At 60.7% G+C, this 23036-nt stretch carries 24 protein-coding genes; 12 read left to right on the top strand and 12 right to left on the bottom strand.

From position 1 onward, the window contains the following. Position 1 precedes the first annotated feature (1 nt). Positions 2-1126 carry an NAD(P) transhydrogenase subunit alpha gene (locus AC1RQI_RS04560; protein WP_416633301.1) on the bottom strand — a complete coding sequence of 375 codons (1125 nt, stop codon included), beginning with the start codon at positions 1124-1126 and terminating at the stop codon, positions 2-4. 104 nt (positions 1127-1230) lie between these two features. On the opposite strand from AC1RQI_RS04560, the gene AC1RQI_RS04555 reads away from it, so the two are divergent. After that, entirely contained in the window at positions 1231-1974 is a 744-nt protein-coding gene (locus AC1RQI_RS04555; protein WP_481903841.1) for a secretin N-terminal domain-containing protein, read from the top strand. 8 nt (positions 1975-1982) lie between these two features. Here AC1RQI_RS04555 and AC1RQI_RS04550 read toward each other — a convergent pair whose 3' ends face one another. Continuing rightward, a complete protein-coding gene (locus AC1RQI_RS04550) occupies positions 1983-2504 on the bottom strand; it encodes a J domain-containing protein (protein ID WP_481903840.1) in 522 nt (173 codons plus the stop codon). A gap of 84 nt (positions 2505-2588) precedes the next feature. On the opposite strand from AC1RQI_RS04550, the gene AC1RQI_RS04545 reads away from it, so the two are divergent. Next, complete coding sequence (locus AC1RQI_RS04545; protein WP_481903839.1) at positions 2589-3404, top strand: inositol monophosphatase family protein; 816 nt, start codon at positions 2589-2591, stop codon at positions 3402-3404. Positions 3405-3419: 15 nt separating this feature from the next. On the opposite strand, the gene AC1RQI_RS04540 is transcribed toward AC1RQI_RS04545, so the two are convergent. From AC1RQI_RS04540 to AC1RQI_RS04520, 5 genes are all read right to left on the bottom strand, one after another. After that, the gene (locus tag AC1RQI_RS04540) at positions 3420-5036 is read right to left on the bottom strand and encodes a methyl-accepting chemotaxis protein (RefSeq protein ID WP_481903838.1); all 1617 of its coding nucleotides are present in this window, start codon (positions 5034-5036) and stop codon (positions 3420-3422) included. Between the two features lie 130 nt (positions 5037-5166). Continuing rightward, entirely contained in the window at positions 5167-6189 is a 1023-nt protein-coding gene (locus AC1RQI_RS04535) for an ABC transporter ATP-binding protein (RefSeq protein WP_416633296.1), read from the bottom strand. Positions 6190-6191: 2 nt separating this feature from the next. Beyond that, positions 6192-7709, bottom strand: a complete 1518-nt coding sequence (locus tag AC1RQI_RS04530) for an ABC transporter permease (protein WP_481903837.1) — start codon at positions 7707-7709, stop codon at positions 6192-6194. Further along, positions 7706-8740 (bottom strand): ABC transporter substrate-binding protein, encoded by a 1035-nt coding sequence (locus AC1RQI_RS04525; protein WP_481903836.1) that lies wholly within the window; start codon positions 8738-8740, stop codon positions 7706-7708. Before AC1RQI_RS04525 ends, AC1RQI_RS04530 begins: the two co-directional genes overlap by 4 nt. Position 8741: 1 nt before the next feature. After that, complete coding sequence (locus tag AC1RQI_RS04520) at positions 8742-9545, bottom strand: hypothetical protein (protein ID WP_481903835.1); 804 nt, start codon at positions 9543-9545, stop codon at positions 8742-8744. Between the two features lie 171 nt (positions 9546-9716). On the opposite strand from AC1RQI_RS04520, the gene AC1RQI_RS04515 reads away from it, so the two are divergent. From AC1RQI_RS04515 to AC1RQI_RS04475, 9 genes are all read left to right on the top strand, one after another. Continuing rightward, positions 9717-10109, top strand: a complete 393-nt coding sequence (locus AC1RQI_RS04515; RefSeq protein WP_481903834.1) for a methylglyoxal synthase — start codon at positions 9717-9719, stop codon at positions 10107-10109. A 191-nt stretch (positions 10110-10300) separates the two neighbouring features. After that, complete coding sequence (gene hflK, locus AC1RQI_RS04510; RefSeq protein WP_481903833.1) at positions 10301-11266, top strand: FtsH protease activity modulator HflK; 966 nt, start codon at positions 10301-10303, stop codon at positions 11264-11266. Further along, positions 11263-12228, top strand: coding sequence for a protease modulator HflC (hflC, locus tag AC1RQI_RS04505; RefSeq protein ID WP_481903832.1), 966 nt, complete (start codon positions 11263-11265; stop codon positions 12226-12228). Before hflK ends, hflC begins: the two co-directional genes overlap by 4 nt. Before the next feature lie 264 nt (positions 12229-12492). Beyond that, positions 12493-13407: a hypothetical protein gene (locus AC1RQI_RS04500; protein WP_481903831.1), complete on the top strand. Its 915-nt coding sequence runs from the start codon at positions 12493-12495 to the stop codon at positions 13405-13407. Positions 13408-14049: 642 nt separating this feature from the next. Beyond that, a complete protein-coding gene (locus AC1RQI_RS04495) occupies positions 14050-16098 on the top strand; it encodes a TonB-dependent receptor plug domain-containing protein (RefSeq protein WP_481903830.1) in 2049 nt (682 codons plus the stop codon). 28 nt (positions 16099-16126) lie between these two features. After that, positions 16127-17290: an HmuY family protein gene (locus tag AC1RQI_RS04490; RefSeq protein WP_481903829.1), complete on the top strand. Its 1164-nt coding sequence runs from the start codon at positions 16127-16129 to the stop codon at positions 17288-17290. Next, positions 17287-18144, top strand: coding sequence for a heme/hemin ABC transporter substrate-binding protein (locus AC1RQI_RS04485; RefSeq protein ID WP_481903828.1), 858 nt, complete (start codon positions 17287-17289; stop codon positions 18142-18144). Before AC1RQI_RS04490 ends, AC1RQI_RS04485 begins: the two co-directional genes overlap by 4 nt. Next, the gene (locus tag AC1RQI_RS04480; RefSeq protein WP_481903827.1) at positions 18134-19171 is read left to right on the top strand and encodes a FecCD family ABC transporter permease; all 1038 of its coding nucleotides are present in this window, start codon (positions 18134-18136) and stop codon (positions 19169-19171) included. Before AC1RQI_RS04485 ends, AC1RQI_RS04480 begins: the two co-directional genes overlap by 11 nt. Continuing rightward, complete coding sequence (locus AC1RQI_RS04475) at positions 19171-20052, top strand: heme ABC transporter ATP-binding protein (RefSeq protein ID WP_481903826.1); 882 nt, start codon at positions 19171-19173, stop codon at positions 20050-20052. Before AC1RQI_RS04480 ends, AC1RQI_RS04475 begins: the two co-directional genes overlap by 1 nt. Here AC1RQI_RS04475 and AC1RQI_RS04470 read toward each other — a convergent pair. The 5 genes from AC1RQI_RS04470 to AC1RQI_RS04450 form a co-directional block, all read right to left on the bottom strand. Next, positions 20009-20455, bottom strand: coding sequence for a hypothetical protein (locus AC1RQI_RS04470; RefSeq protein ID WP_481903825.1), 447 nt, complete (start codon positions 20453-20455; stop codon positions 20009-20011). The two genes, AC1RQI_RS04475 and AC1RQI_RS04470, sit on opposite strands and share 44 nt — an antisense overlap. Positions 20456-20675: 220 nt before the next feature. Next, positions 20676-21155 carry a hypothetical protein gene (locus tag AC1RQI_RS04465; RefSeq protein ID WP_481903824.1) on the bottom strand — a complete coding sequence of 160 codons (480 nt, stop codon included), beginning with the start codon at positions 21153-21155 and terminating at the stop codon, positions 20676-20678. Then, the gene (locus AC1RQI_RS04460; protein ID WP_481903823.1) at positions 21156-21566 is read right to left on the bottom strand and encodes a lysozyme family protein; all 411 of its coding nucleotides are present in this window, start codon (positions 21564-21566) and stop codon (positions 21156-21158) included. Next, on the bottom strand, positions 21553-21993 hold the full coding sequence (locus AC1RQI_RS04455) for a hypothetical protein (protein ID WP_481903822.1): 441 nt from the start codon (positions 21991-21993) through the stop codon (positions 21553-21555). The genes AC1RQI_RS04460 and AC1RQI_RS04455 overlap by 14 nt, the downstream gene beginning before the upstream one ends. Positions 21994-22032: 39 nt before the next feature. Further along, entirely contained in the window at positions 22033-22512 is a 480-nt protein-coding gene (locus AC1RQI_RS04450; protein WP_481903821.1) for a lysozyme family protein, read from the bottom strand. Positions 22513-22635: 123 nt separating this feature from the next. Between AC1RQI_RS04450 and AC1RQI_RS04445 the strand changes: the two genes are divergently transcribed. Further along, positions 22636-23036 (top strand): transposase (locus AC1RQI_RS04445; protein ID WP_481903820.1); only part of this gene is annotated, 401 nt, incomplete at its 3' end.

The following is a 23036-nucleotide window of genomic DNA, read 5'->3' as shown; positions in this document are numbered from 1 at the left end:
GTCATTCCTCCCTGACGGCTTCAGCCGCCGCTTCGTTCCAGATTTCACCCGCGTGTGTGAGGCACGTCCGGGCAATGACCTCGTCCTCCCAGTTGAGATGGACCTGGCCGTCGGCCACGATCAGTCCCAGGAAGTTGAGCAGGTTCTTGGCGTACAGTTCGGAGGCGTGCTCGGCCAGCAGGCTGGGTACGTTCAGTGGCGCCACAATGGTCACGCCACCGTCCTCCACGGTCTCACCCGGCCGCGTCAGGGGCGTGTTACCGCCGCCATCCGCCGCAAGGTCCACGATCACGGCGCCAGGCTTCATGCCCCGGATCTGGTCCTCGCTGAGCACCTTGGGGCTTTCACGCCCGGGGATATTGGCGGTCGTGATCACCGCATCCGCGTTCTGGACATGCCGTGTGACCACCGCCTCCGCCTGGGCCTTCTCCTCATCCGTCAGCTCCCGGGCATAACCCCCCTCGCCAGTGGCGGAAATGCCCGTCTCCACGAAGGTCGCGCCCAGTGACGCCACCTGTTCCGCCGCCTCCTGGCGCACGTCATAGCCTTCCACCACGGCCCCGAGGCGACGGGCGGTGGCAATGGCCTGGAGCCCCGCCACGCCCGCGCCGATCACCAGTACCTTGGCCGGACGGATGGAACCCACCGCCGTGGTCATCATGGGCAGGATGCGGTGCAGATTGGTGGCCGCCAGCAGACCGCCGTAATAACCAGCCAGGGCCGCCTGGGTGGAGAGAGCATCCATGGCCTGGGCCCGTGTGATCCGGGGCACCCAGTCCATGGCAAAGCAGGTGATCTCCCTTTCCACCAGGGCTTCCACCACCTTGGGCTCACGATGGGCATAAACAAGGGACAACAGGATGCTGCCCTGGGGCATCTTGCGGATGTCGGTGGGACTCGGAGGCTGGACACTGAGCACAACATCGGCCTTGCCCATCTCCAGCCTGCCCACGTGAACGCCCGCATTCTCATAGGCCTCATCGGGAATCCGGGCCGCTTTGCCCGCCCCTTTCTGGACCCGGATCTCAGCCCCCAGTTTCTCCAGCTTACCGGCCACCGCGGGCACCACGGCCACCCGCTGTTCATTGGCCCGAGTCTCCCGGGGCACAGTGATGGTCACCGTCATGACGGCCACTCCCTTGTTGACAGGATGAACTGCTGAGCGTGGAACGCTCGCGCACCCTTTAACGGTACGATACCCTGAGCATAGTTGGAAATCCGGGGTTTATCATGAAATCAGCCATACGCCATCCCATTGCCCTTTGCCTCGCGCTGCTGCTGGCCGCCCCGTCCGCGTTCAGCGCCCCGGAAAGCGAGGTGTTCAAGCTCGACAACCGGAAGGCGCACACGGTGGTGCCGCAGCTTCGCAACCTGTACGGGGAGGCGATCCAGCTCTCCCCGGATGGCCAGAACCTGATGGTACGAGCCGAGGCCGAGCAGCTCGCCGAGATCGAAAGCCTGCTCAAGCGCATCGACAAGCCGGTCCGCCAGGTCCGGCTCTCCCTTCGCCACCGCACAATGGCAACAAGTGACAGCAACAAGGGCACGCAAAGCCGGTCCTACAGCACCCAGAAGGATTCAGTGCGCTCACTGGTGGTGCAGGACAGGCAACTGGCCCGCATTTCATCCGGCAGGATCGCCCGGCTGCCCGTCGCGGCCCGGGGCGGAAAGGACCCCATGGTTGTACTTGAAGAAGTGGATATGACCAGCGGTTTCCTGGTGCGCCCCACCGTTCTGAGCAAGGAACAGGTGGAACTGCACATTACCGCCCTGCGGAACGAACCGGTTCAGAGCCGGCCGGGCTACCAGACCGCGGGGGTGGTCACCATTCGCCGCGTCACGCCGGGCGAATGGGTTGAACTGGGCGAGGAACGCCGCAGCAGCCGTTCCCAGGCCAACAGCCGGGTCTATGCCACCCAGTCTGAAAACGGCCGGTACTGGGAGGTGAAAGTGGAGGTATTGCCAACCGAATGAAGGGGCCACTAGCGTTCTTTCCGGCCCCCGAGCAGTACCGTCTTGGCCTCATTCACCCGGGCCGCGAGCGCATCGCTGCCGCCCCGGTCCGGGTGTACCTTCTGGATCAGCCGCTTGTGGGCCTTCACAATCTCATCGCGGTCCGCATCCAGCGCCACATTGAGCACGGCACGGGCCTCCTCCGGATCCATGCGACCGGCGTTTCCAGCCGAACCCTGTGATTCCTGGTCCCGCTCCTGATCTGCGCCGCCCCCACCCCCGGCATTACGGATGCGGCGCCACAACCACCAGAGCTGGAGAGCGCGCCAACCGCGGTGCGCGAAGGGCACGAGCGCGGCCACAAGCCCTCCAATCACATGCACACGGCCCGTGACCACCAGCAGCGTACATAATGCCCCAACGCCCACGGCCACCCCCCAGAACAGGCCCTTGCGCTTTTCAGCCGGGTCCAGGCGGGCCCACTGGCGCAGCAGCAGGAACAGCAGGACGGTAACAGCAAGGCCAAGGATCAGGTGCATTCTGGGGTCCATTCTTTGTGGGTCTCCCGGGGCCAGCGTACACTACGCACAGCGCCAAACCGTTCCAACCCATCCTACCAGAGGGGCCGCGCCTCCATGCACAACGAGCTGACCGCCATCACGGAATTCGCTGAGGAAACCGCCCAGCAAGCGGGCGAGCTGATTATCCAGCAACGCCGCCAGGGCGGGCTGGAGCACGACTACAAGAACGCCACCGAGCTGGTGACCCAGGCGGACATTCAGGCGGACACCTTCATTACGCAGCACATCCAGGCCAGCTTCCCGGAACACCGGATCCTGTCCGAGGAGGCCATGCCGGACCTCACCCAGGCCGAGAACCTGGATACCCCGCTCTGGATTGTCGATCCCATCGACGGCACCGTGAACTACGCCTACGGCCATGACCAGGTGGCGGTCTCCATCGCCTATGCGGAACAGGGCCGGGTCCGGACCGGCGTGGTTCACTGCCCCTTCCAGCGGGAAACCTTTATGGCCACCCACGGCCAGGGGGCATGGCTCAATCGCATGCCGATCGAGGTGTCTGGCGCCACCAACCTGCGCCAGAGCCTGATTGCCACCGGCTTTCCCTATGGCAAGGAGCAGATCCCCACGCTGATCCGGCGCCTGGAGCGGGTACTGACCCAGTGCCGCGATATCCGCCGTATCGGCTCCGCCGCGGCAGACATCTGCTGGGTGGCCTGCGGGCGCCTGGACGGCTACTACGAAAGCGTCAGCCCCTGGGACTTTGCCGCCGCCCGGCTGATTGCACTGGAAGCAGGTGCCACTTGCGGCCATTTCTCACAAGTGCCGGACGGCTACCCCGAAGACCTCTGGGGCCGGGACCTGATCATCACGAGCCCGGGGATTCACGCCGCGCTCAAGGAGCTGCTTCCCGAGCCTGCTGGGAGCTGAGCTCCCAGCCGAGCGTTACCGGATCCGGTTGGCCAGGTTGGTGGCGCTGGCGGCCATCGACTCCAGCTCCGGGATCGTCTTGAGGTTGGCATCAGACGCCTCATTCATGGCCTCGGCCAGCTCCGTCACTTCCGTGATGTTGCGGTTGATCTCCTCGCTGGTGCTGGTCTGTTCTTCCGCCGCCGTGGCCACCTGGGTCGTCTCATCACGTACCTCGTTCATACGGGCATTGATGTCTGAGATAATCCGCTGAACCTCCGTGACCTGCTGCACGCACTCCTCGGTCACGGTCTCGCTGGCCTTCATGTATTCCGTGGCCTCGTCGGATCCGGAGGCAATGCTGTTGACGATCTCATCGATCTCGCCGGTCGCCTCCTGGGTCTTGCCGGCCAGGTTGCGGACCTCATCCGCTACCACGGAGAACCCGCGTCCGGCATCCCCGGCCCGGGCCGCTTCAATGGCCGCATTCAGCGCCAACAGATTGGTCTGATCCGCAATTTCGCGGATCACTTTCATCACATTGCTCACCTTCTTATTGTTCTCCGCCAGTGCCACAACCGTCTCCGAGGTTGACCGCACCTGCTCCGAGAGCCGGTTCATGCTTTCAACAGACGTCGCAATATTGCGGTTGGCATGATCCGTCTCCGAGGTGGTCTCATCCACCCGCGTGGACACGTTGGCGGCATGCTGGGCCACCTCGCTCGCGGTCGAGGCCATCTCGTTCATGGCCGTAGCCATCTGGTCAATCCGCTGCCGGGCCTGCTCGGAGCGTTCCGCCACATCCCTCGCCCCGGAGCCGATTGTCTCCTTGATCGTGGTCAGATCCGCCGCGTTTGTGCGGGTAACCTGCTGGATCTCGTTCAGGAAGTCGTGCAGTTTTCGCGCCGCCTCTGCAAGCCGGCCCAGTTCGTCCTGGCGCTCCAGCGAAGCCCTCTCCCCGAGTTCGCCCTCGCCCAGTTTCTCCAGCTGCCCGGCGATCAGGCGTGTGGGCTGAATCACCTGCCGGTTGATCATAAAGGCCGTAATAAAGGTCCCGAGCAACACGGCAATCAAGAGCCCCGAGCCAGCCCACAAGGTTGTGGAGCGGGCACTGGTCGCCAGATCGGTCGCTTCCCCGGAAGCAACCTCACGGATCCGCTCCGTGGCCTCGTTGATCAACCGGGCGGGCTCACGGTCAATGCCCTGAACGGCCGCATCGCCCTCGGTATGGTCAAACCCTGAGTCCACAAAAGACTGGTAGCCCTCACGGTAGGCGTCACCCATCCGCCGGTGCGCCTTCTGGAACCGCTGCAGCAGATCCCTGGCCTTGGCATCCGACACCAGGGGCAACAACTCATCCAGACTTTCCTGGATGCTGGCCTCCCGCTCCTTGAAGTCAGACCAGTATTTCTCACGCTGACTCTGGTCGTGTCCTCGCAGCAGTACGTTCTTCCACTCCTGAACCTGGGTCTTGAAATCAGCAAGCACACTCTGGGCTTCCGTAGCCGCCCTCATATCCTGGGAGGTAAGGCGTGAAAACGACTCGGTCACGCTGAGGGAGTAGCTGAGGTACGCACCGGCAACAACAGCAACGGCGACATTGGCCACCAAAATGGCCACCAGCACCTGGCGGGCAATACTGCTTCGGATCATAGCACTCCGGACCTTTCAGGATGATTGTTTTTGCTACTTTTAAGGGTAGCGGCTGTATCAATCAATCCTGAAATGTCCGAATATGAATTTTTTATGACAGCGGGTCTGGTCAGGGCAGCCTGGGTCCCATTCAGGCGGGCGCTGTTTCAGCGGCAAATGCGGCCAGGGGGTGTTCGGAACTGATGCGAAGGTCCACGGGAGCCCCCACGGCCAGGTCCAGCTCATGGTTGGTGCGCACTCTCAGGGGCTCGCCTTCGCACACGCGGATGGCATAAAGCCGTGACTCCCCTTCATAACGGCGCCACTCCACAACGCCGTTGCCCTCCTGGGATGGAACCACCGTAAGGTCATCCGGACGCACCAGGAGATCAACGGGCTCTCCACTTGACCCCGGCGTTCGCGCCGGCGCGTTGCCCAGAGGCGTCATCACGAGATCGCCTTCCCGGCGCCCCCGCACAAAGGCCGCCTCTCCCAGGAAACGCGCCGCGAACCGGCTGGTGGGTTGGCTAAAGCACCGTTCCGGTGTGTCCAGCTGTTCCAGTCGGCCATTGTTGAGAACGCCCAGACGATCCCCCACGGAAAGGGCTTCTTCCTGGTCATGCGTTACCCAGATCGCCGGCACCCCGGCTTCCTTGAGGGCCGTCCGGATCTCCCAGCGCAGGGTATCCTTGAGCGCGGCATCCAGATTGGACAGGGGCTCATCCAGAAGCATCAGCTGGGGCTCGTGGGCCAGTGCCCGGGCAAGGGCCACGCGCTGCTTCTGGCCACCGGACAACCGTTCCGGCATGGCATCCGCCAGCGTCGTCAGCCCCAGCCTGTCCAGCCATTCATGGGCCGCCGTGCGATCATTCAGGCGGAACGCCACGTTGTCGATGACGCTCAGATGCGGAAACAGGGCAAAATCCTGAAAGACCATGCCAACCCGGCGTTTTTCCGGGGGCAGATCCCGCTTGGGGGTGATCCGCTTATCGCCCAGGACAATCTCGCCCGCATTGGGGCGTACCAGCCCGGCCAGGGCACGCAGGACCGTCGTCTTGCCACAACCTGTGGGGCCCACGAGCATGAGGATCTCATCCGCCCCCAGCTGGAACGCCAGGTCATCCAGAACCCGGGTCTGGCCATAGGCAACACTCAGGTCGCGTACTTCAAGCATCGTTACCCCTTGTTTTCTGTCAGGCCGGTTTTCAGCCCCCGTTCCCCACTGACCATCAGAACCAGTGCTACCCCGGAAATCACCACCAGGAGCAGCCCGGGCACGCCAGCGCGCCCGAAATAGCCCGCCTCATAGACCCGCCACAGTTCCGTAGCCAGAGTGTCAAAGCCGGTGGGGCGCAGCATGAGCGTTGCCGGCAGCTCGCGCATGGCCTCGAGAAAGACCAGGGCGCCCCCGGCCACCACGCCACGCACGGTCAGCGGCAGGCTTACCCGCCGGAACGCCTCGCCACGGGAGGCCCCGAGCAGGCGCGCAGCATGGGTCAGGTTGTTGTCCAGCCGCTCCGCCGTGGAACGGACAGCCCCCACGGCCAGCGGCAGAAACCGAAGCGTATAGGCCAGAACCAGCAGAAACAATGTCTGGTAAAGAAACGTAACCCTGAGTCCGAGGTGAACCAGCGCCGTGCCCATCACGATCCCGGGCACCCCAAAACCAAGATAGGTTATCCGGTCCATGGTCCGGCCCGCCCGCCCCGCCAACGCGGCAAAGGCCACCGGCAGGGCCAGCAACACGGCGCCAAGCGCAGCAAGGGCGGCCGCCCAGGCGGAATTGACCGCCGTCATGGGGTCAAAACCGGCCAGACCATCGCGCGCGATCCAGACGCCGAAAAGCCCCAGGGGCAACCCCACGGCCAGGGCGAACACCAGCAGCGCCACTGCCATCATACCACTCCCGGCCATAGCGCCCGGTGTCAGCACCAGGGTCCGGCCCGGGCGTTCCTGCTCTGTGCCGAAGCGGCTTTCCAGGAACAGGATCAGGCCCACGATCACCAGCAGATGCAACGACAGCATGGCCGCCTGGCTGAGCCCGAACGCGTTGTATTCAACGAAGATGACGCGCGTGAACGTGTCCACGCCCATGATGGCCGGCGTTCCGAAATCCGACAGTGTATAGAGGGCCGCCAGCAGGGCGCCCGCGGCGATACCCCGCCGCACGCGCGGCAGAACGGCCCGCCACAGGGCCTCGGGCAACGAAAGCCCCAGGGTTCGGGCGGCGTCCAGAACACTGGCATCCAGCCCGCGCAGCGACGCCCTTGTGGTAAGCAGCACAAAAGGGAAGGTGTACAGCGACATGACCACGGCTGCCCCGGTCAGCCCGCGCAGTTCCGGGGTGGGGATACCGGTCAGCACCTCGATCTCACCGCCGGGGCCGAAGGCGGCATAGAAGGTGAAGGCCCCAATATAGCTCGGCATCGCCAGCGGCGCCGCCAGCAATGGCAGCCAGAGCCCTCTCGCGGGCAGCCGCACATAGGCGGTCATCACCGCCAGCGGCACCCCCAGAAGCAGTGAGCCGAGTACCGTCAGCCCGGCAAGGGCCAATGACTGCCCGAGCACACTGAACCAGTGAGGATCCCATAGGGTATCAGCGCCCGACGCCAGATCCAGCAGGACCAGCAATGGAAGCACCGCGAGCGCCGCCACGGGCGCCGCCAGCCCATAGGACACCGGCCAGCGCTTCATAGAACGCCGGTATCTCGCATCAGGTCCAGGGTCGGGCGCATATCCGCCAGACGGGTCAACTCAAGCGATGGCGGCTGGATGCGATCCTGCCCGGGCAGCCCCTGGGGCAACGTCACGCCGTCCACCATCGGGATTTCATAGGCTTCCCGGGCCAAATACTCCTGCACCTCACGCGTCAGCAAATAGCGGATGAAGTTGAGGGCGACCGGGCGCTCGGTCAGCGCCATGGCGCCGGAGGCGTTCAGCAGCGAGCCCGCGTCATCGCGCGTCATGGCAAGCGACACAGGCGCCTCCGGCTGGCCAGCCTTCAGCCTCAGGGTATAGTAGTGATTCGCCAGACCCACGTCCACTTCCCCGCGGGAAACGCCCATCACAACCCCGAATTCTCCCGCGTACTGGCGGGCCTGATCCTTCATGCTGAGCAGCCATTCCCGTGTCGCCGCCTCGCCTTCCAGCAAGCGCATGGCGGTGACAAACGACTGGAAAGAGCCATAGGCTGGCGCCCAACCAACCGTCAGCCCGGTTTCCGGCAGCTTCATGATGTCCTGGGGAATGCGGTCACTGCTTAAACGCTCGGTATTGAACGGCAGCGTGCGGATGCGCCCGGAAACCGGAACCCAGTGACTGTAATGGAACCCCTCGCGCAGACCCTCTCCCAGTGACTCGGGCAGGGCCGTGGCAAGCCCGGCGTCGTTCACCAGCCCCAGGGAGCCGGAATCCACGGCCCAGAACAGGTCCGCCTGACGGGCACCGGCCTCGGCTTCCGCCACAATGGTGTTGGCCAGCGCTACGGTGGGCCCACGACGCACCTGCAGCGACAGGCCCGGATTGCGATCACGGATGGCGTTGATCACGTCTTCATAGAGACCGCCCTCGCCACGCCCCAGATACAGGGTCAGCTCGCCTTCAAGTGGTGGCAGGGACTCAACCGAAAAAGGCGCCTGCCCCTTGCCGGCCGCGAGGCCGGGCAAGGGGAAAGCGCCCATGGCACCAAGCGCGCCCAGGGCGCGCAACAGATCACGACGGGTCACGTCAGAACACATCGCCCTGGCTCTCTTCCGCCTCTTTAAGCAGCTTCCGGGCCCGTGCCAGTTTTTCCTTCATAGCCTCAACCTGATCGGTCACCTCAGACACAGACGCGCCCTTCTCCACCAGCTGGGGGAGCGTCACATTAAAGTCCTTCTCCAGTGATTCAACAAGCTCGGCATCCTGCTCAATGAGCGCGCCCTCAATCCCCTCAAACAGTTCCATGTAGGTGTCGTGGACCAGCTCGGTGGCTTCCTTGGTCTCGCCCTCGGCATGCTCCACCGTCACTTCATCCAGGTTGGCGACGATCTGGTCCACCGTGGCGCTGGCACTTCCCTCAGACTCGCTGGACTGCTCGGAATGCCCACCTTTCGCCTGGTGCCGGGCCGCCATTTTCACGGCTCCTAGCCCCTGCCACAGCGCGGACTTCAGTGCTTTCTGCTCGGCGCGCACCGCCTCGAGGCCCTTCTCCTGATCAATCGCCTCTTTCATACCATAGATGCCCTGCCAGATCTTGGCATACACGGGAGCGTAGTTGACCTCGACAGCGGCATGAATCTTCACCTCTTCCCAGAGCTCAATCAATGCCCCGGTCTCCACAGCGTCCGCGCCCTGCTCCGAATACTGCCCCACCATTGTGTCAACACGTTCAACAAAGCGGCTCACATCGCTCTCATAGGTGTCGAGGTTCGACTTGAGATGATTCACATGATCGCCCACTTTCCCATCTGCGCTCGCGGTAAGCGGCAGTGCTACCAGCGTTGCGGCCAGAAGTGCACTCCTGAACGTTGTGACCGTGCGGTGTTTCATAAAACCATTCCTCTGTTTTCCGTCTTGGTGCGCAAACAATAACTATTCTCAAATGAACAGTAAAGACATTCCTCCCCATTAAACCGGCCTGTCAGACTCTTGTGGTAATCTGAAAACAAGGGAGCTCATCCCTATTGAACAGGTGAGCTACCCAAAAAGGGGAGAGATTTGATGCAGAAGCCAATCCGCACCATCGCGCTGGTGGCGCACGACCACCGCAAGCCCGCCCTGGCGGAATGGGTCCAGACCAATGCGGAACAATTGAGAGAGCTGACGCTGATCAGTACCGGTACCACCGGCCAGCTCATCGCGGACCAGACCGGGCTTGCCGTCACCTGCCTTGAAAGCGGCCCCCATGGCGGCGACCAACAGATCGGGGCGCGCATTGCGGAGGGCGACGTCGACATGCTCATCTTCTTCTGGGATCCACTGGAGCCGATGCCTCACGACCCTGATGTACGTGCCCTGCTGCGCCTGGCCACGCTGTGGAACATTCCCATGGCCTCCAATCAGAGCACAGCGGATTGCCTGATCTCATCGCCACGCTTTCGGGCAGGCGAATAGCCCTTGGCCGGCGGCCTGGGAACCACCCTTGAGCGGATGCCGAACGGTTAAAGACAAACGATGATCCCCGTGACATGATGGCCCGGACCGCCATCCTCCCACCCACCCGCTCAGCCACCGTGCTGCCAGCTGGTGGCATGGACACTGCCGGTGGCGAAACCATCGATCCATCCAAGTAAGGAGATTGGGCAATGGACATCAATGCCAGACCAAAGCTTATTGTTGCAGGCATCATCGCGCTGCTGCTGCTCATTGGAGCGTGGAGTCTCTTTTACACCGTTCAGCCCGAAGAGCGGGCCGTTGTGAAACGCTTCGGCGAAGTGAAGTACCAGGTCGGGCCGGGCCTGCACTGGAAGCTTCCCTTCGGCATCGACACGGTTCAGAAAGTCGCCACCGAGCGTGTGCTCAAGCAGGAATTCGGCTTCCGAACGACGGGGCGCCAGGGCTCACGCAGCCGGTATTCGAACGCGGATTTCCAGGCCGAGAGCCAGATGCTGGCCGGTGACCTGAGCATCGTGGATGTTTCCTGGGTCGTGCAGTACCGCATTCAGGACCCCATCAAGTACCTCTACCAGCTGCGTCAGCCCGAGCGCACACTGCGCGATATCTCGGAATCGGTGATGCGCCGGCTGGTGGGTAACCGCCTCGGCAGCAAGGTCCTCACAACCGGGCGCGTGGACATCGCAAGCCAGGCCACTGAAGAAATCGGCAAGATCATGAAGCGCTACGACTCGGGCCTGACCATCAAGACGGTGGAGCTCCAGGACGTGGTCCCGCCCAAGCGCGTGCGCCCGGCCTTCAATGCCGTCAACGAGGCCCGCCAGGAGCGCGAGCGGATGATCAACGAGGCCAAGAAAAAGCGCAACAAGCGTATCCCGAGGGCCAAGGGCGCCGCCAAGCGCACCATCTCCGAGGCCGAGGGCTACGCCGTGGAGCGCGTGAACCGTGCCAAAGGCGAGGTCGCGCGCTTCAACGCTATTCTGGATGAGTACCGCAGCGCCCCCGAGGTAACCCGCAGGCGGCTCTTCCTTGAAACCATCAACGAAGTCGCGCCCAAGGCAGACAGGATCTTCGTTGTTCAGAAAAACGGGCAAGGCAGCCCTCTGCCGCTGTATCACCTGCGCGAGTCAGCCAAGCAAGGGAGTAACGCACAATGAAGACAACCAACACCAGTATTGCAGGGATTGTTCTCACCGCTGCGGTTCTCGTGGTCGTTTTGGTCAGCTCGTCGGCGGTATTTGTGGTAGACCAGGCCAAACAGGCCTTTATCGTGCGCTTTGGTGAAATACAGGGCGAAGCCATCACCGAGCCCGGGCTGAAATGGAAGGTCCCGCTGATCGACGAGGTCCGCCGTTTCGATAAACGCCTTCTGGCCTGGGACGGCGATGTTGAGGAAATCCCGACCCGTGGCCGGGAATTCATCATCGTGGATACCACCGCGCGCTGGCGCATCGAAGACCCACGGCGATTCATGGAAAGCGTTCGGGATGAAGCCGGCGCCCAGACGCGCATCGATGACATTCTCGACTCCGTAGTGCGGGACAAAATCTCCGGTGCCCAGCTGGAAGAGATCGTACGCTCATCAGACTGGGACGTGGACACCGAAGAGCTTGAGGATGAAGTCGCCCAGCGCGAGGACGTGGACCTGGAGCTCAGCCCCGACCGGGGCCGGCAGGAGCTGGAGCGCGAAATCCTGGACGTGGCCGAGGAACAGATGCCCAGCTACGGCATCAAGCTTGAAGACGTCCGCATCAAGCGGGTCAACTACATTGACTCCGTGCGCAAACAGGTGGAAGACCGCATGATTTCCGAGCGCCAGTCCATCGCGGAGAAGTTCCGTTCGGAAGGGCGTGGTCGCAGCGAGGAAATTCTGGGTGAAATGCAGAAGGAACTCCAGACCATCCAGTCCGAGGCAGAGATGGAAGCCAAGAAGCTCCGCGGCAATGCGGATGCGCAGGTCACCCAGATCTATGGCGATGCGTTCGGCCAGGACTCGGAATTCTACGCCTTCCTGCAAACCCTGGAGACTTACAAAGACACCATCGGCGACAACACGACCCTGATGCTCGGCGCCGACTCGGACTTCTATCAGTACCTGGAAAACGCTGACAAGGAATAAAGCGCCAGCACGACCAGCGAGGGCAGCCAGAGCTGCCCTCGCTGGTCACTCCAAACTGTTGATGTTCGTCCTTCCTCGCCCGCTGGAAAACGACTCCACCATTATCAGGATCAAGCTGCCCCTTTCGTCTTTGCCTTTTTGAACCTCTCCCGTCTCCTATCGTTCACGTCTTTGAAACCAAACACATTTTTGGTAGTATCCACTCTAGCCGTGCCAAAGGTACACGCTGTGAAAGGATAACCTAAGTTCAAGGAGGAATGACCGATGGGCACTGCACTCCAGCCTTCTAACCCTATCTTTGAAAAACGGCTTCGACAGAAGCTTGACCAAACGCTTGATAAAAAGAAACTGTTTTCTGCTATTGATAAAGATCCAGCTTTGGTAGGTGCTGGGATCGTATATTTCGATGCCGATGGAAACCGGGTCAAGCTGAGACCATTTAAGCCCCTCTGTTTCACCAAACCAATCATCGTGGTCCTTAAAGAACCACGATCTGACATAGCCTCTCCCGCCTTGGAACATGCTGCGGAGATTCGCAGTAACCCCCGAGAATCACGCACTATCATGGAGGCATTAAATACAGGGCTTTCCTGTAGTGCTGCAGTTCTAGGCTGGGTCGTTGTATTTGGCAGCGCTACTGCTGTCCCTTTTTCAGCAGGAACAAGCTCCGCCTTAACCTTCCTTAGCTATTCAGCCGCAATCGCAAGCTCTGCTCAATGCTGGAATGGCGCAATTCGAACGGTGAATGAAGTCTATTCTCCGGCCACTAATGACTGGCTTGATAGTCAGGAATGGTATCGTACAACAGTATTTGCGCTAGATATCATATCGCTAGGAGGGGCGGCTGGCTCCGGACTGACAACTGTGCGTTCCGTCAAATCACTTCAACGGCAAGGGTTGTCTGTAAAACAGGCACTTGAAGGATTAACCAGAGCTCAGCGAAAAAGGCTTACAACCGAAATCATCAGATCCAATCACCCAACAGCTTCCAATGCAATGATAAAAGCAATGCGGCGCGCCGGAAAATACCCAAAGCGGTTGACATCCGAGCAAGTCCAACAAAAAACGATCGCTCAAATTAAGGAGTCAATCGGTGCAACTCTATCTTTTACTGGCAGCGCAACAAGCGGGAGCGTTCGAAATTTGGCGATTGGCATTTATGAGGTTACTGAAAAATGACTAACAATAATGATCGCCGGCCAACACTTAAAAGTCTGGCGGAACTATTGCCGTCAGGCATTACAAATTCGATTGCCGCCGTGATGAGCATGATACTAAGCTCAGCAATATTTACCGGAAGCGCCCTTGGTGTCTTTTTCAACCATGTAACCCCTGAGGTTCAGGCTCTATCACAAATGGTATTTCTAGCTTTATTTATATTCCTTATAGTTCACCCCACGTTCATGATTACGCGAGGGAAAAAATGGCCAAAATTATTTCTAAGACATTTTAACCATATTATTATTATAGGTCTAATAATAATTTCTACGTGGGATTTGATATCAGATCAAAAGTCTCATACAGCAGTTACTTTACTTGGCCTTCTCTTTTCCTTTATAGCGTACCTTCTGTACCGGTCTCCTGGCTTTGAAAGTACATGCCAGCACTACCAAAGACTATGGAATGATCCAATGTAAGGCATAAGCTCACCCACCGCTCTTCCTCAAGCATCATTCCAAGCCACCTGACGACCCTCATCGCTCCCTCTCTCCCGTAACTGTCGTCCGCTGCCACCCACCATCGCCCCTACAGACCTGTTGACCTCTTGATTAATGTTAATGATAATTCGTCTCATTCGATTTCATGTCAGCGGAGGGCGCAATGCCGAACCGGCCCCCAAGAGGCTTTCTCCACGCCCGTGCTGTTCCAGGAGTGATGGTCGCTGCCGCCCTCGCTCCCGCAATAGCGGCCGCTAATTCCCCCTCACCGGAACCGGACAATCCGGCGCTCTATCTCGATGAACTGGTGATAACGGGCACGCGCACGCCCCGGCAGATCAGTGAGACGCCCGTACGGACCCAGGTGGTCCCGGATGAAACACTGCGCCAGACCCATGCCCGAACGGTGACCGACGCGCTGGAGAACGTGCCTGGCCTCATGCTGCGCAATATCCATGGCAAATCCGGCAAGGAAGTCTGGCTGCAGGGGCTCAACGCCAACCGGGTACGGGTGCTCATCGACGGCCTGCCCATGACCGCCACGACCGGGTCCTCAATGGACGTGAGCCAGCTCAGCACCCTCAACATTGAGCGCATCGAGATCGTGAAGGGCGCCGTATCCGCGCAGTACGGCAGCGCCGCCATGGGCGGGGTGGTCAACATCATCACCCGCCCCATCCCGGAAGGCGTGGGGGGATCCCTGACGGTGGACGGGGGCACCTATGGGGACCAGAACCCAAGCGGCTCGGCGAGCGAGTTGGCCAGGAACAGCGCCGAGGCGTCGCTGTCGCTGGGCGGGCCCAATTGGCGCGGGCGTCTATCCGCATCCCGGCAGGATACCGCTGGCGTCGACCCCGAGCCCGACACCTGGGCACGTCCGGGCGATGACGTCCAGCGCTCCCACATTAACCAACGGCTGGAATGGCATCCGGGCGACGGCCACCGGATCACCGCCCGGCTGCGCTATTTCCAGGAAGAAGCCGGCTCGCGCTATGTGCTTGACCGCCCGGGTAATCCCGTCGATGCCGGCAAGGACGAAGAGGCTGAGCGTTGGCGGGGAGCACTGACCGGCCAGCACCAGCCCGAGCAGGGCCCGGAATGGCACTGGAGCCTGCTGCACGAAACCCTGGACGACACAACCAGCAAGCATACCCCGGCCGGGCGCTTCGATCACCGCGAATCCACCCACAAACGCTCCAAGGGCTCAGCCTGGACCCAGTTCGAACCCACACCGCGCCACCAGTTTCAGGTGGGCGTGGATGCCTCCCGCGCCAGCCTCAAGCAATACAAGGATGGCGTTAGCGAACTGGCATCCGATGGCACGGTAACGCGGAACAACGCGGAGGGGTGGCTTCAGGCCACCTGGTTCGCGACCGAAAGGAGCGAATGGGGCGTGGGCGTGCGCAGCCAGCATGACTCGGACTTCGGCGCCCACACCACGCCCAAGCTCAATGCCCGCTATGACCTGCTGGAGCGCCAGGGCCTGAACGTATTCCTGCGCGGAGGCTGGGGCACCGGCTATCGCGTTCCCAACCTCAAGGAACGCCACTACCGCTTCGATCACAGCGAACTGGGGTATGTGGTGCTCGGAAGCCCCGACCTGGAGCCGGAGGAATCCAACAGCTACCAGCTGGGCTGGGGACTGAATTACCGCGACAAAGCCTGGTTCGAGATGAACGGCTTCCGCAATGACATTGAGGCGCTCATCCAGACCGAAACCAACCCGGAAGCGACCCGGCAGCGCGACGACGGGGTACAGGTCTTCCAGTACGCCAACGTTGACCGGGCACGCACCAGCGGGGTTGAGACCACCCTGGGCTGGCGCTTCAGTCCTGGCTGGAAACTATCGGCCGGTTACACCTACCTGGAGGCGGAAGACCGCGATACCGGGCAGCGGCTGACCCGCCGCCCCCGCCATCAGGGCAGACTCACGCTCAATGGCGCCACCCCCGTCCAGGGGCTGTCATGGCGGGTCCAGGTGCGGTCCCAGAGCTCCGAACTGGTGGACCAGGAAACCGGCGCGGAATCCCCCGGCTTTACCACGGCGGACCTCAAGATCAACCAGTCCGTGGGCGATCACCTGACGCTGTTCACGGGCATCGACAACATCACCGACGAACAACGGGATTTCAACGACAGCAACGACTTCGGCCTTGTAAAAGGCCGCTACATCTACGCGGGTCTGAGCCTGAACTTTGGGCCCTCGTCCTAACCCCCATTCGCAACAGGAAGGAAGTAGCATGACACGGCGAAGCACCCTCTCCCTCGCAATCACCACCATCCTGCTGGCCGCCTGCAACGGCGACAGCAACAACGCACCCTCCGACAACGAGGGCAATAACGGCGACAACCCGCAAGACGCGATTACCAGCCAGCGCCTGGACGCCAGCAGCCACGACAGCGCCACCTACCTCAACCTGGAAACCGGCGATACGCTGGCACTGACGGCCGAGGAAGCAGCGGCCTCAACCGACTGGCACCTGGCTTTCCGGCGCAACGACATCAAACTCAACTGCGGCAACTCCGGCCCCGGTGATGTGGCCGGCGCGGTCGGTGTGGCCCAGTCGGACTTCTACACCGAGGACGGCTCCCCCAACGCCAGCGTCTTCCTGAACGCTACGGCGGACAGCGAAAAGGAACACCTGCTGGCCACCCTGAGCGCCCCCGAATCCTGGACCAGCGACGCCGTCGTCACGGAATTCGGGGACGCCTGGTACACCTACAACCGGGAGACCCACACCGTGTCCGCCAACCCGGACAATGGCTGGCTGCTTCGCTCGGCCGAGGGCGACAGCTACGCCCGGCTCCGGGTGAACCAGTTCGATTACCCGGCCGCCAATGGCGGCGCCGAATTCCAGTTCGATTTCGACGTCCAGCCCGCAGGCAACAGCGTCTTCGCCACCAGCGCGTCATTCTCGGGCACGCTGCCAAGCAGCGGCGGCGAAGCCTGCTTCGACTTTGACAGCAACGCCAGTGTTGACTGCGACACCGCCAGCAGCTGGGACATCAAGGTGGGCGTGCAGGAACGGAACCTGTACCTGCGCAGCAACAGCGGCGTCTCCGGCAACGGCGACGCGGGCGTTTTCGGCCCCATGGCCTGGAGCGAGGCCAAGAACTACACCAGCGCCACCACAACCCCCGAAGGGGGTGACATCACCGGCCATTACCGCGCCGACACCACCGGCGGCATCTTCTCCGACCAATCCTGGTACGCCTACAACCTTGAGGGCCAGCACCAACTGTGGCCGAACTACCGGGTCTACCTGATCGATACCGACAGGACCGACGAACAGGCCCCAGTCTACGCGCTCCAGGTGGTCAGCTATTACAACGACGCCGGCACCAGCGGCCACCCCAAGGTGCGCTGGGTGGAAGTTGACTTCCAGGACGAGACTGAATCATGACACGCACCGCCCCAAGGCTCGCCCTCTTGTGGTCGTTGGTGTTCATCACGTTCGCATCAACGGCTCACGCTGAACCCAGAACCATCAGCGCCGACGGCGCCATCACCGAAACCATCGCCGCGCTAGGCGCGGCGGACCAGCTCGTGGCGGTTGATACCACCAGTCACTACCCACCCAGGGTCGTGGACAAGCTCCCCAAGGTCGGCTATCTGCGCACACTCCCTCTGGAAGGCATCCTGTCATTGAAGCCCACGCGGCTGATCACCACGGAGGAGGCCGGGCCGGACAAGACGCTGCGGCGGATTGAAAACGCCGGCGTCCGCGTCTTCCAGCTGCCAGTGGCGCGCACCCCCGAGGCCGCCATGGAACGCATCCGCCGGGTTGGCGATCTCGTCAATCGCGAACGCCAAGCCCAGGAGCTGACCCAGACCATGGCCAAGCGAATCAAGGCGATCCGCCAGACGATGAAAGGCAAGGCCCAAGCCCGGGTCCTGGTCCTGTTGGCCGCCGGCAACCGTGGGCTGATGCTCGCAGGCCAGGACACCTCGGCGGATGCCCTGCTGGCCTCGCTGGGTCTTGAAAACGCCCTGCAGGACGTCTCCGGGTATAAGCCGGCCAGCCGGGAATCCTTTCTCGCCGCTGCGCCGGATGCCATCGTCATCGCCGAAGCCAGCCCCGGACAGTTCGCGGCGGACGACTGGCCAGCGCTCAGGAAGCTCGACGCCTGGAACCAGGGGTACCACCTGAGCGCCAACGCCATGCTCCTTCTGGGCTTCGGGCCCCGGCTGCCCAAGGCAATGGCCGAGGTCGCCTCCGTGGTACCGCAAGCCAAGGCAACCGCCGATGCACGCTGATACCGCCCAACGCCTGCCGCCGGCCATCGGCTATGGCGGTCTTGCCATCGCCCTGGCCATGGCCTCGGTATTGTCGCTCTCCAGCGGTGCCTACCCGGTGGCCACCCATGAGCTGTTCCACATGATGGTTGGCGGGTTACCCCAGGACAGCAATGCGCAGTTCGTGGTCTGGGACGTGCGCTTGCCTCGGCTGCTTCTCGGCGCCCTGACCGGCGCCGTACTGGCGGTTTCCGGCGCCCTGCTCCAGGGCCTGTTCCGCAACCCGCTGGCCGACCCGGGCCTGATCGGGGTCTCCAGCGGCGCCGCCCTGGCCGCCGTGGCCGTGATCGTGCTTGGCGGCTCCTCGCTGTCGGGCTGGACCCAGCTCGCCGGAGAATGGGCGCTGCCGCTGGCCGCCTTCGCCGGTGGCGCCATCACCACCCTCAGTGCCTGGAAGATCGCCCAGCGCCAGGGCCAGACCAGTGTCGCCATGCTGCTGCTCGCGGGCATCGCCATCAATGCCATTGCTGGCGCCGGAACCGGCATCCTGACCTATTTCGCGGACGACAACGCGCTGCGCTCGCTCACCTTCTGGAGCATGGGCAGCCTGGCCCACGCCCGGTGGGCGGACCTTTGGGTTGCGGGGCCCTGGATGCTGGCCACCCTGGTGCTGGCACCTGCGCTGGCTCGGCCGCTGGATGCGTTCCTGCTGGGGGAGCCCGTCGCCGGCCACCTTGGTTACTCCACAAACTGGGTCAAACGCGGCGCCATCGTACTGGCCACCCTGGGCGTGGGCGCGGCCGTTGCGGTGACCGGGCTGATCGGGTTCGTAGGGCTCGTCATCCCCCACCTGTTGCGCCAGCTCTTCGGGGCCGGCCACCGGCTCCTGTTACCCGCGTGCGCCCTGGGCGGCAGTGCCCTGCTCGTTCTGGCCGACTGCCTGGCCCGGATGGTCGTGGCCCCGGCGGAACTGCCCATTGGGCTGGTCATGTCACTGCTGGGCGGGCCGTTTTTCCTGTTTCTACTGATGCGTAACCGGTTTGCCTGATGATGCCGAACGAACCAACGCCCCTGTTCCAAAACACCCCGGTACTGGAAGCCAACGCCATCTCCGTCCACCTTGGCGGCCAACCCATCATCCAGGACCTCTCGCTGACATTGAAGCCGAGCGAGGTGGTGACGCTTCTCGGACCCAATGGCGCCGGTAAATCCACCCTGATCCGGGCACTGGCCGGCGAGATTGAACTGGATGCCGACCGGGTTCGGTTTGGCGAACACGCCCTGTCGGAATGGCGCCAGTCGGACCTCGCGCGCCACCGCGCCGTCATGCCCCAGAGCGTTGAGCTGCAGTTCCCCATGACGGCGCGGGAAGTCATCGCCCTCGGCCGCCCGCGCGAAAGTACTGCCCAGCGGCGCCGGGTGATCGACGAACTCCTGAACCGCCTGGACATTGCCCAGCTCGGCGAACGCCTCGTGCCCACCCTTTCAGGCGGCGAGCAGCAACGCGTCCAGCTCGCCCGCGTGCTGGCGCAGATCTGGGAGCAACCCGGACCACTACTGCTGTTGCTGGATGAATGCTCCTCGGCGCTGGACCCAGCCCACCAGCAACTGATCTTCCGCGAGCTGCGACGCCTCGCGGACCAGGGCGTTGCCCTGCTGGTGGCGGTGCACGACCTCAACCTGGCCGCCCAGTATGCCGACCGCATGATGCTGCTCCACAACGGCGTGGTCTTTGCCGAAGGCGCACCGGAGGAGGTGCTGAGACCCCCAACCCTGGAAGCGGTCTACGGCCTCCAATGCCGGGTTACGCAACTTCCAGAGGGCTACCCTATGGTCATTCCCGCGCCCACCGCGCTGGGTGAAGACGCAACGCCCGAGCAAGGGCTCACTCAGCATCAAGATCGAGTTGCTTCCTCGGACCGCATTTGACCTCGCCCAGCGCACCCGTCGTTTCAACCTTCACGTTGCAGTCGGTATAGAAGATCGGCGCACTCACCTCAGCAGGGAAATATTCCACTCGAAAATAAAAGGTCGTATCATCTGCCCTGATATCACGGAAGTCAACAAACTGCATATTGTTATTAAGAGAAACCTTGCTTTCGCCCTCTGGAGTCACACTGCAAATTCGCTTCTTGGACAAGAGTTCTGTGGGAGACTGGGTGTAGTCAAATGTTTGAACCCCCAAACAAGGGCCGCCCCCTTCGGCATCATAAACAACATATCTAAAAAAAGATTCACTTATCCGAAACGTACCAACCTCATTAACATCTATCGGAACTAAAAGATCACGGCCTGAGCCAGCAGCAGAAACGGTAGGCACAACAACCACCAAAAAAACAGAACTCCACCTGGCCACCCAGTACGCCGACCGCATAATCCTGCTCCACAACGGCGAGGTCTTTGCCGAAGGCGCACCAGCGGAAGTGCTCACACCCCGACCCTGGAAGCGGTCGGCGGCCTCCAATGCTGCGTTACGCAACTGCCGGGGGGCTACCCTATGTTCATTCCCGCGCCCACCGCGCTTAGTGAAAGTGAAACGCCCGAGCAAGGACTCACTCAGCATCAAGATCGAGTTGCTTCCTCGGACCGCATTTGACCTCGCCCAGTGCCCCGGTCGTTTCAACTTCCACCTCACAGTCGGCATAAAAGACAGGCGCACTGACCTCCGCAGGCGCATACACCACTCTAAACGCAAACCGGCCTTGCTCCACTTTCATATGACGAAACCCCACAGAGGCCATATTCTTCTTTAAGGAAACCGGCCCCCCGCCTTGAGGGGTAATACGGCAAACGTTTGTCTGAGATATAATATTTGCCGACTGCCCACTCCAGCTCAGCGTTTGAAGCCGCAAACAAGGATATTTCCCTTCTGTATTAAACTGGACGTAACGAAGTAGACTCCCACTTACCCGAAAACTCTTTACCTCTGAAACATTAGGGTCTACAGAAAACGAGTCTCCGCCATATGCCGACGCCATGGTGAGAACGGCAACCCCCAAAACGCTCAGCTTTTGCCCGACCACTCTTAACATTTACGTTTCCTTGAGATACTTTAAACGACTTCTAAACCGATTCTCAGGAACGTCAGACCACCTTTTCCTTTTCGCCATTTCTTTGGCAAAACCTTTCACGTCGTTTTTCGCAACAAAACCTTGAATATGAGCTCTTGTTTCCGGAGCATAATCACCTCGATACCTCAAATCCACCAAAATCGTTTTTATTTTAGAATCAAGTTTACCCCAATTTGTTTTTCCGTGTACTTCAACAACATCAGGCTTTTCACATATATTCTTTACTATGGTCACGTATTCACGGTAAACCTGCTCAAACAACTGAAGATTCCCCTTCGGGATTATTTCAAAATCCAACAAATCTTGGTCAATCCCGCGCCCACCGCTCAGGGTGAAGACGCAACGCCCGAGCAAGGGCTCACTCAGCGTCAAGATCGAGTTGCTTCCTCGGACCGCATTTGACCTCGCCCAGTGCCCCGGTCTTTTCAACCTTCACGCTGCAGTCGGTATAGCAGATTGGCGCACTTACTTCGGCCAGAACGTACTCTGCACGAAATGAAAAACTCACATCTTGCACCTTAATATCATCAGAAACGACAGAGGTCACATTCTTCTTAAAGGTTATCGGATCTTCTCCTTTGGGAGTAAGGCTGCAGATGTCTTTTTGCGCATCAACCGATAGATTCCCCTCGCTCAGGGCCAGCGTTTCAAGGCGCAAACAAGGGTAGTCAAAAAATTCGATATAGCGAAATATAACGCCGTTAAGACGTTCAGCTTTCAGCTCAGAGACATCAGCTGGCACCTGGAAATAGGGTTGCGCATAAGTAAGTGAGGCCGCCCCCCCTATAACCAACATCATCCCAGCCCTCTTTAACAATGAAAACATTGTCATACACCTCTACCCTGAACCTTCATTTAAATAGGAGACCCGTGCCTGAAAACGATTTTCTGGCACGTTTGACCAATTACCCCTTTTCTCCAATTCTGTTTTAAATTTACTAAAATCATTATTTGAAACGTGCTTCTGGAGAAATTTCATGGTATCCGGCCTATAATCGCCACGATACGTCAAATCCACAAGAACATTCTTTATTTTTGAGTTGAGACTCCCCCACTCAGTTTTCTTATATTTTTTTGCATACCTGTTCGTCAAAGAAAGTCGCTTGGCCCTTTCAACATACTCACTGTAAACCTGCTCAAACAACTGAAGCTGCCCCTTCGGGCTTATTTCAAAATCCAACAAATCTTGGTCAATAATCACCTGTCTCGCCTGGCTTCCGCTTTTACCCGCGCCATGACTGATCCGCTTGGCTTTATCTCCATTGACACCAACTTTCGTCAAAGCCGAGACAATAGCCGCTTTCTCCCGGTATTTCATATCGTAACCGCGCCCCAATGTCGAGTTATGGTGATTTCTGGTGTATGGAAGCAGGCTGAAGAGGTGGCGTATCCTGTTGGTTGATCTCCGCCAAGATCACAACCAACAGAGGAATGATACGCCATGTCCAAGTCTAACCTGCATGCTCTTTCACAACCAGAACAGACTCAAAACGACCCGCTGCACGAGCTGATTCGCCAGGGTGCCCGCGATCTGATCGCACGGGCCGTTGAAACGGAGCTGGAGAGCATGCTGAGTCAGTATGCGGATGTCACCACACCTGATGGTCGTCAAGCTGTAGTGCGCAACGGCCATCTGCCCAAGCGAACCGTTCAGACCGGCGTCGGCGACGTTGAGGTTCAGGTGCCCAAGGTCAGAGACCGCAGCGGCTCGGGGATCCGGTTCAACAGCCAACTGCTACCGCCGTATCTCAAGCGCGCTCAGAGCCTGGAGGAGCTTATTCCCTGGCTCTACCTGCGAGGAGTCTCCTCCGGCGACTTTCAGGAGGCATTGAGTGCGCTGGT

This window comes from Salicola sp. AFF1, from assembly GCF_056783195.1.
The sequence above is the reverse complement of the archived record's forward strand: the minus strand, read 5'-3'. Positions and strand labels throughout refer to the sequence as shown.

Excerpts from the sequence above, each read along its gene's own strand:
- AC1RQI_RS04560 (WP_416633301.1), bottom strand. The coding sequence starts at position 1,126 with ATGACGGTGACCATCACTGTGCCCCGGGAGACTCGGGCCAATGAACAG.
- AC1RQI_RS04555 (WP_481903841.1), top strand. The coding sequence starts at position 1,231 with ATGAAATCAGCCATACGCCATCCCATTGCCCTTTGCCTCGCGCTGCTG.
- AC1RQI_RS04550 (WP_481903840.1), bottom strand. The coding sequence starts at position 2,504 with ATGGACCCCAGAATGCACCTGATCCTTGGCCTTGCTGTTACCGTCCTG.
- AC1RQI_RS04545 (WP_481903839.1), top strand. The coding sequence starts at position 2,589 with ATGCACAACGAGCTGACCGCCATCACGGAATTCGCTGAGGAAACCGCC.
- AC1RQI_RS04540 (WP_481903838.1), bottom strand. The coding sequence starts at position 5,036 with ATGATCCGAAGCAGTATTGCCCGCCAGGTGCTGGTGGCCATTTTGGTG.
- AC1RQI_RS04535 (WP_416633296.1), bottom strand. The coding sequence starts at position 6,189 with ATGCTTGAAGTACGCGACCTGAGTGTTGCCTATGGCCAGACCCGGGTT.
- AC1RQI_RS04530 (WP_481903837.1), bottom strand. The coding sequence starts at position 7,709 with ATGAAGCGCTGGCCGGTGTCCTATGGGCTGGCGGCGCCCGTGGCGGCG.
- AC1RQI_RS04520 (WP_481903835.1), bottom strand. The coding sequence starts at position 9,545 with ATGAAACACCGCACGGTCACAACGTTCAGGAGTGCACTTCTGGCCGCA.
- AC1RQI_RS04515 (WP_481903834.1), top strand. The coding sequence starts at position 9,717 with ATGCAGAAGCCAATCCGCACCATCGCGCTGGTGGCGCACGACCACCGC.
- hflK (WP_481903833.1), top strand. The coding sequence starts at position 10,301 with ATGGACATCAATGCCAGACCAAAGCTTATTGTTGCAGGCATCATCGCG.
- hflC (WP_481903832.1), top strand. The coding sequence starts at position 11,263 with ATGAAGACAACCAACACCAGTATTGCAGGGATTGTTCTCACCGCTGCG.
- AC1RQI_RS04500 (WP_481903831.1), top strand. The coding sequence starts at position 12,493 with ATGGGCACTGCACTCCAGCCTTCTAACCCTATCTTTGAAAAACGGCTT.
- AC1RQI_RS04495 (WP_481903830.1), top strand. The coding sequence starts at position 14,050 with ATGCCGAACCGGCCCCCAAGAGGCTTTCTCCACGCCCGTGCTGTTCCA.
- AC1RQI_RS04490 (WP_481903829.1), top strand. The coding sequence starts at position 16,127 with ATGACACGGCGAAGCACCCTCTCCCTCGCAATCACCACCATCCTGCTG.
- AC1RQI_RS04485 (WP_481903828.1), top strand. The coding sequence starts at position 17,287 with ATGACACGCACCGCCCCAAGGCTCGCCCTCTTGTGGTCGTTGGTGTTC.
- AC1RQI_RS04480 (WP_481903827.1), top strand. The coding sequence starts at position 18,134 with ATGCACGCTGATACCGCCCAACGCCTGCCGCCGGCCATCGGCTATGGC.
- AC1RQI_RS04475 (WP_481903826.1), top strand. The coding sequence starts at position 19,171 with ATGATGCCGAACGAACCAACGCCCCTGTTCCAAAACACCCCGGTACTG.
- AC1RQI_RS04465 (WP_481903824.1), bottom strand. The coding sequence starts at position 21,155 with ATGTTAAGAGTGGTCGGGCAAAAGCTGAGCGTTTTGGGGGTTGCCGTT.
- AC1RQI_RS04455 (WP_481903822.1), bottom strand. The coding sequence starts at position 21,993 with ATGATGTTGGTTATAGGGGGGGCGGCCTCACTTACTTATGCGCAACCC.
- AC1RQI_RS04450 (WP_481903821.1), bottom strand. The coding sequence starts at position 22,512 with ATGAAATACCGGGAGAAAGCGGCTATTGTCTCGGCTTTGACGAAAGTT.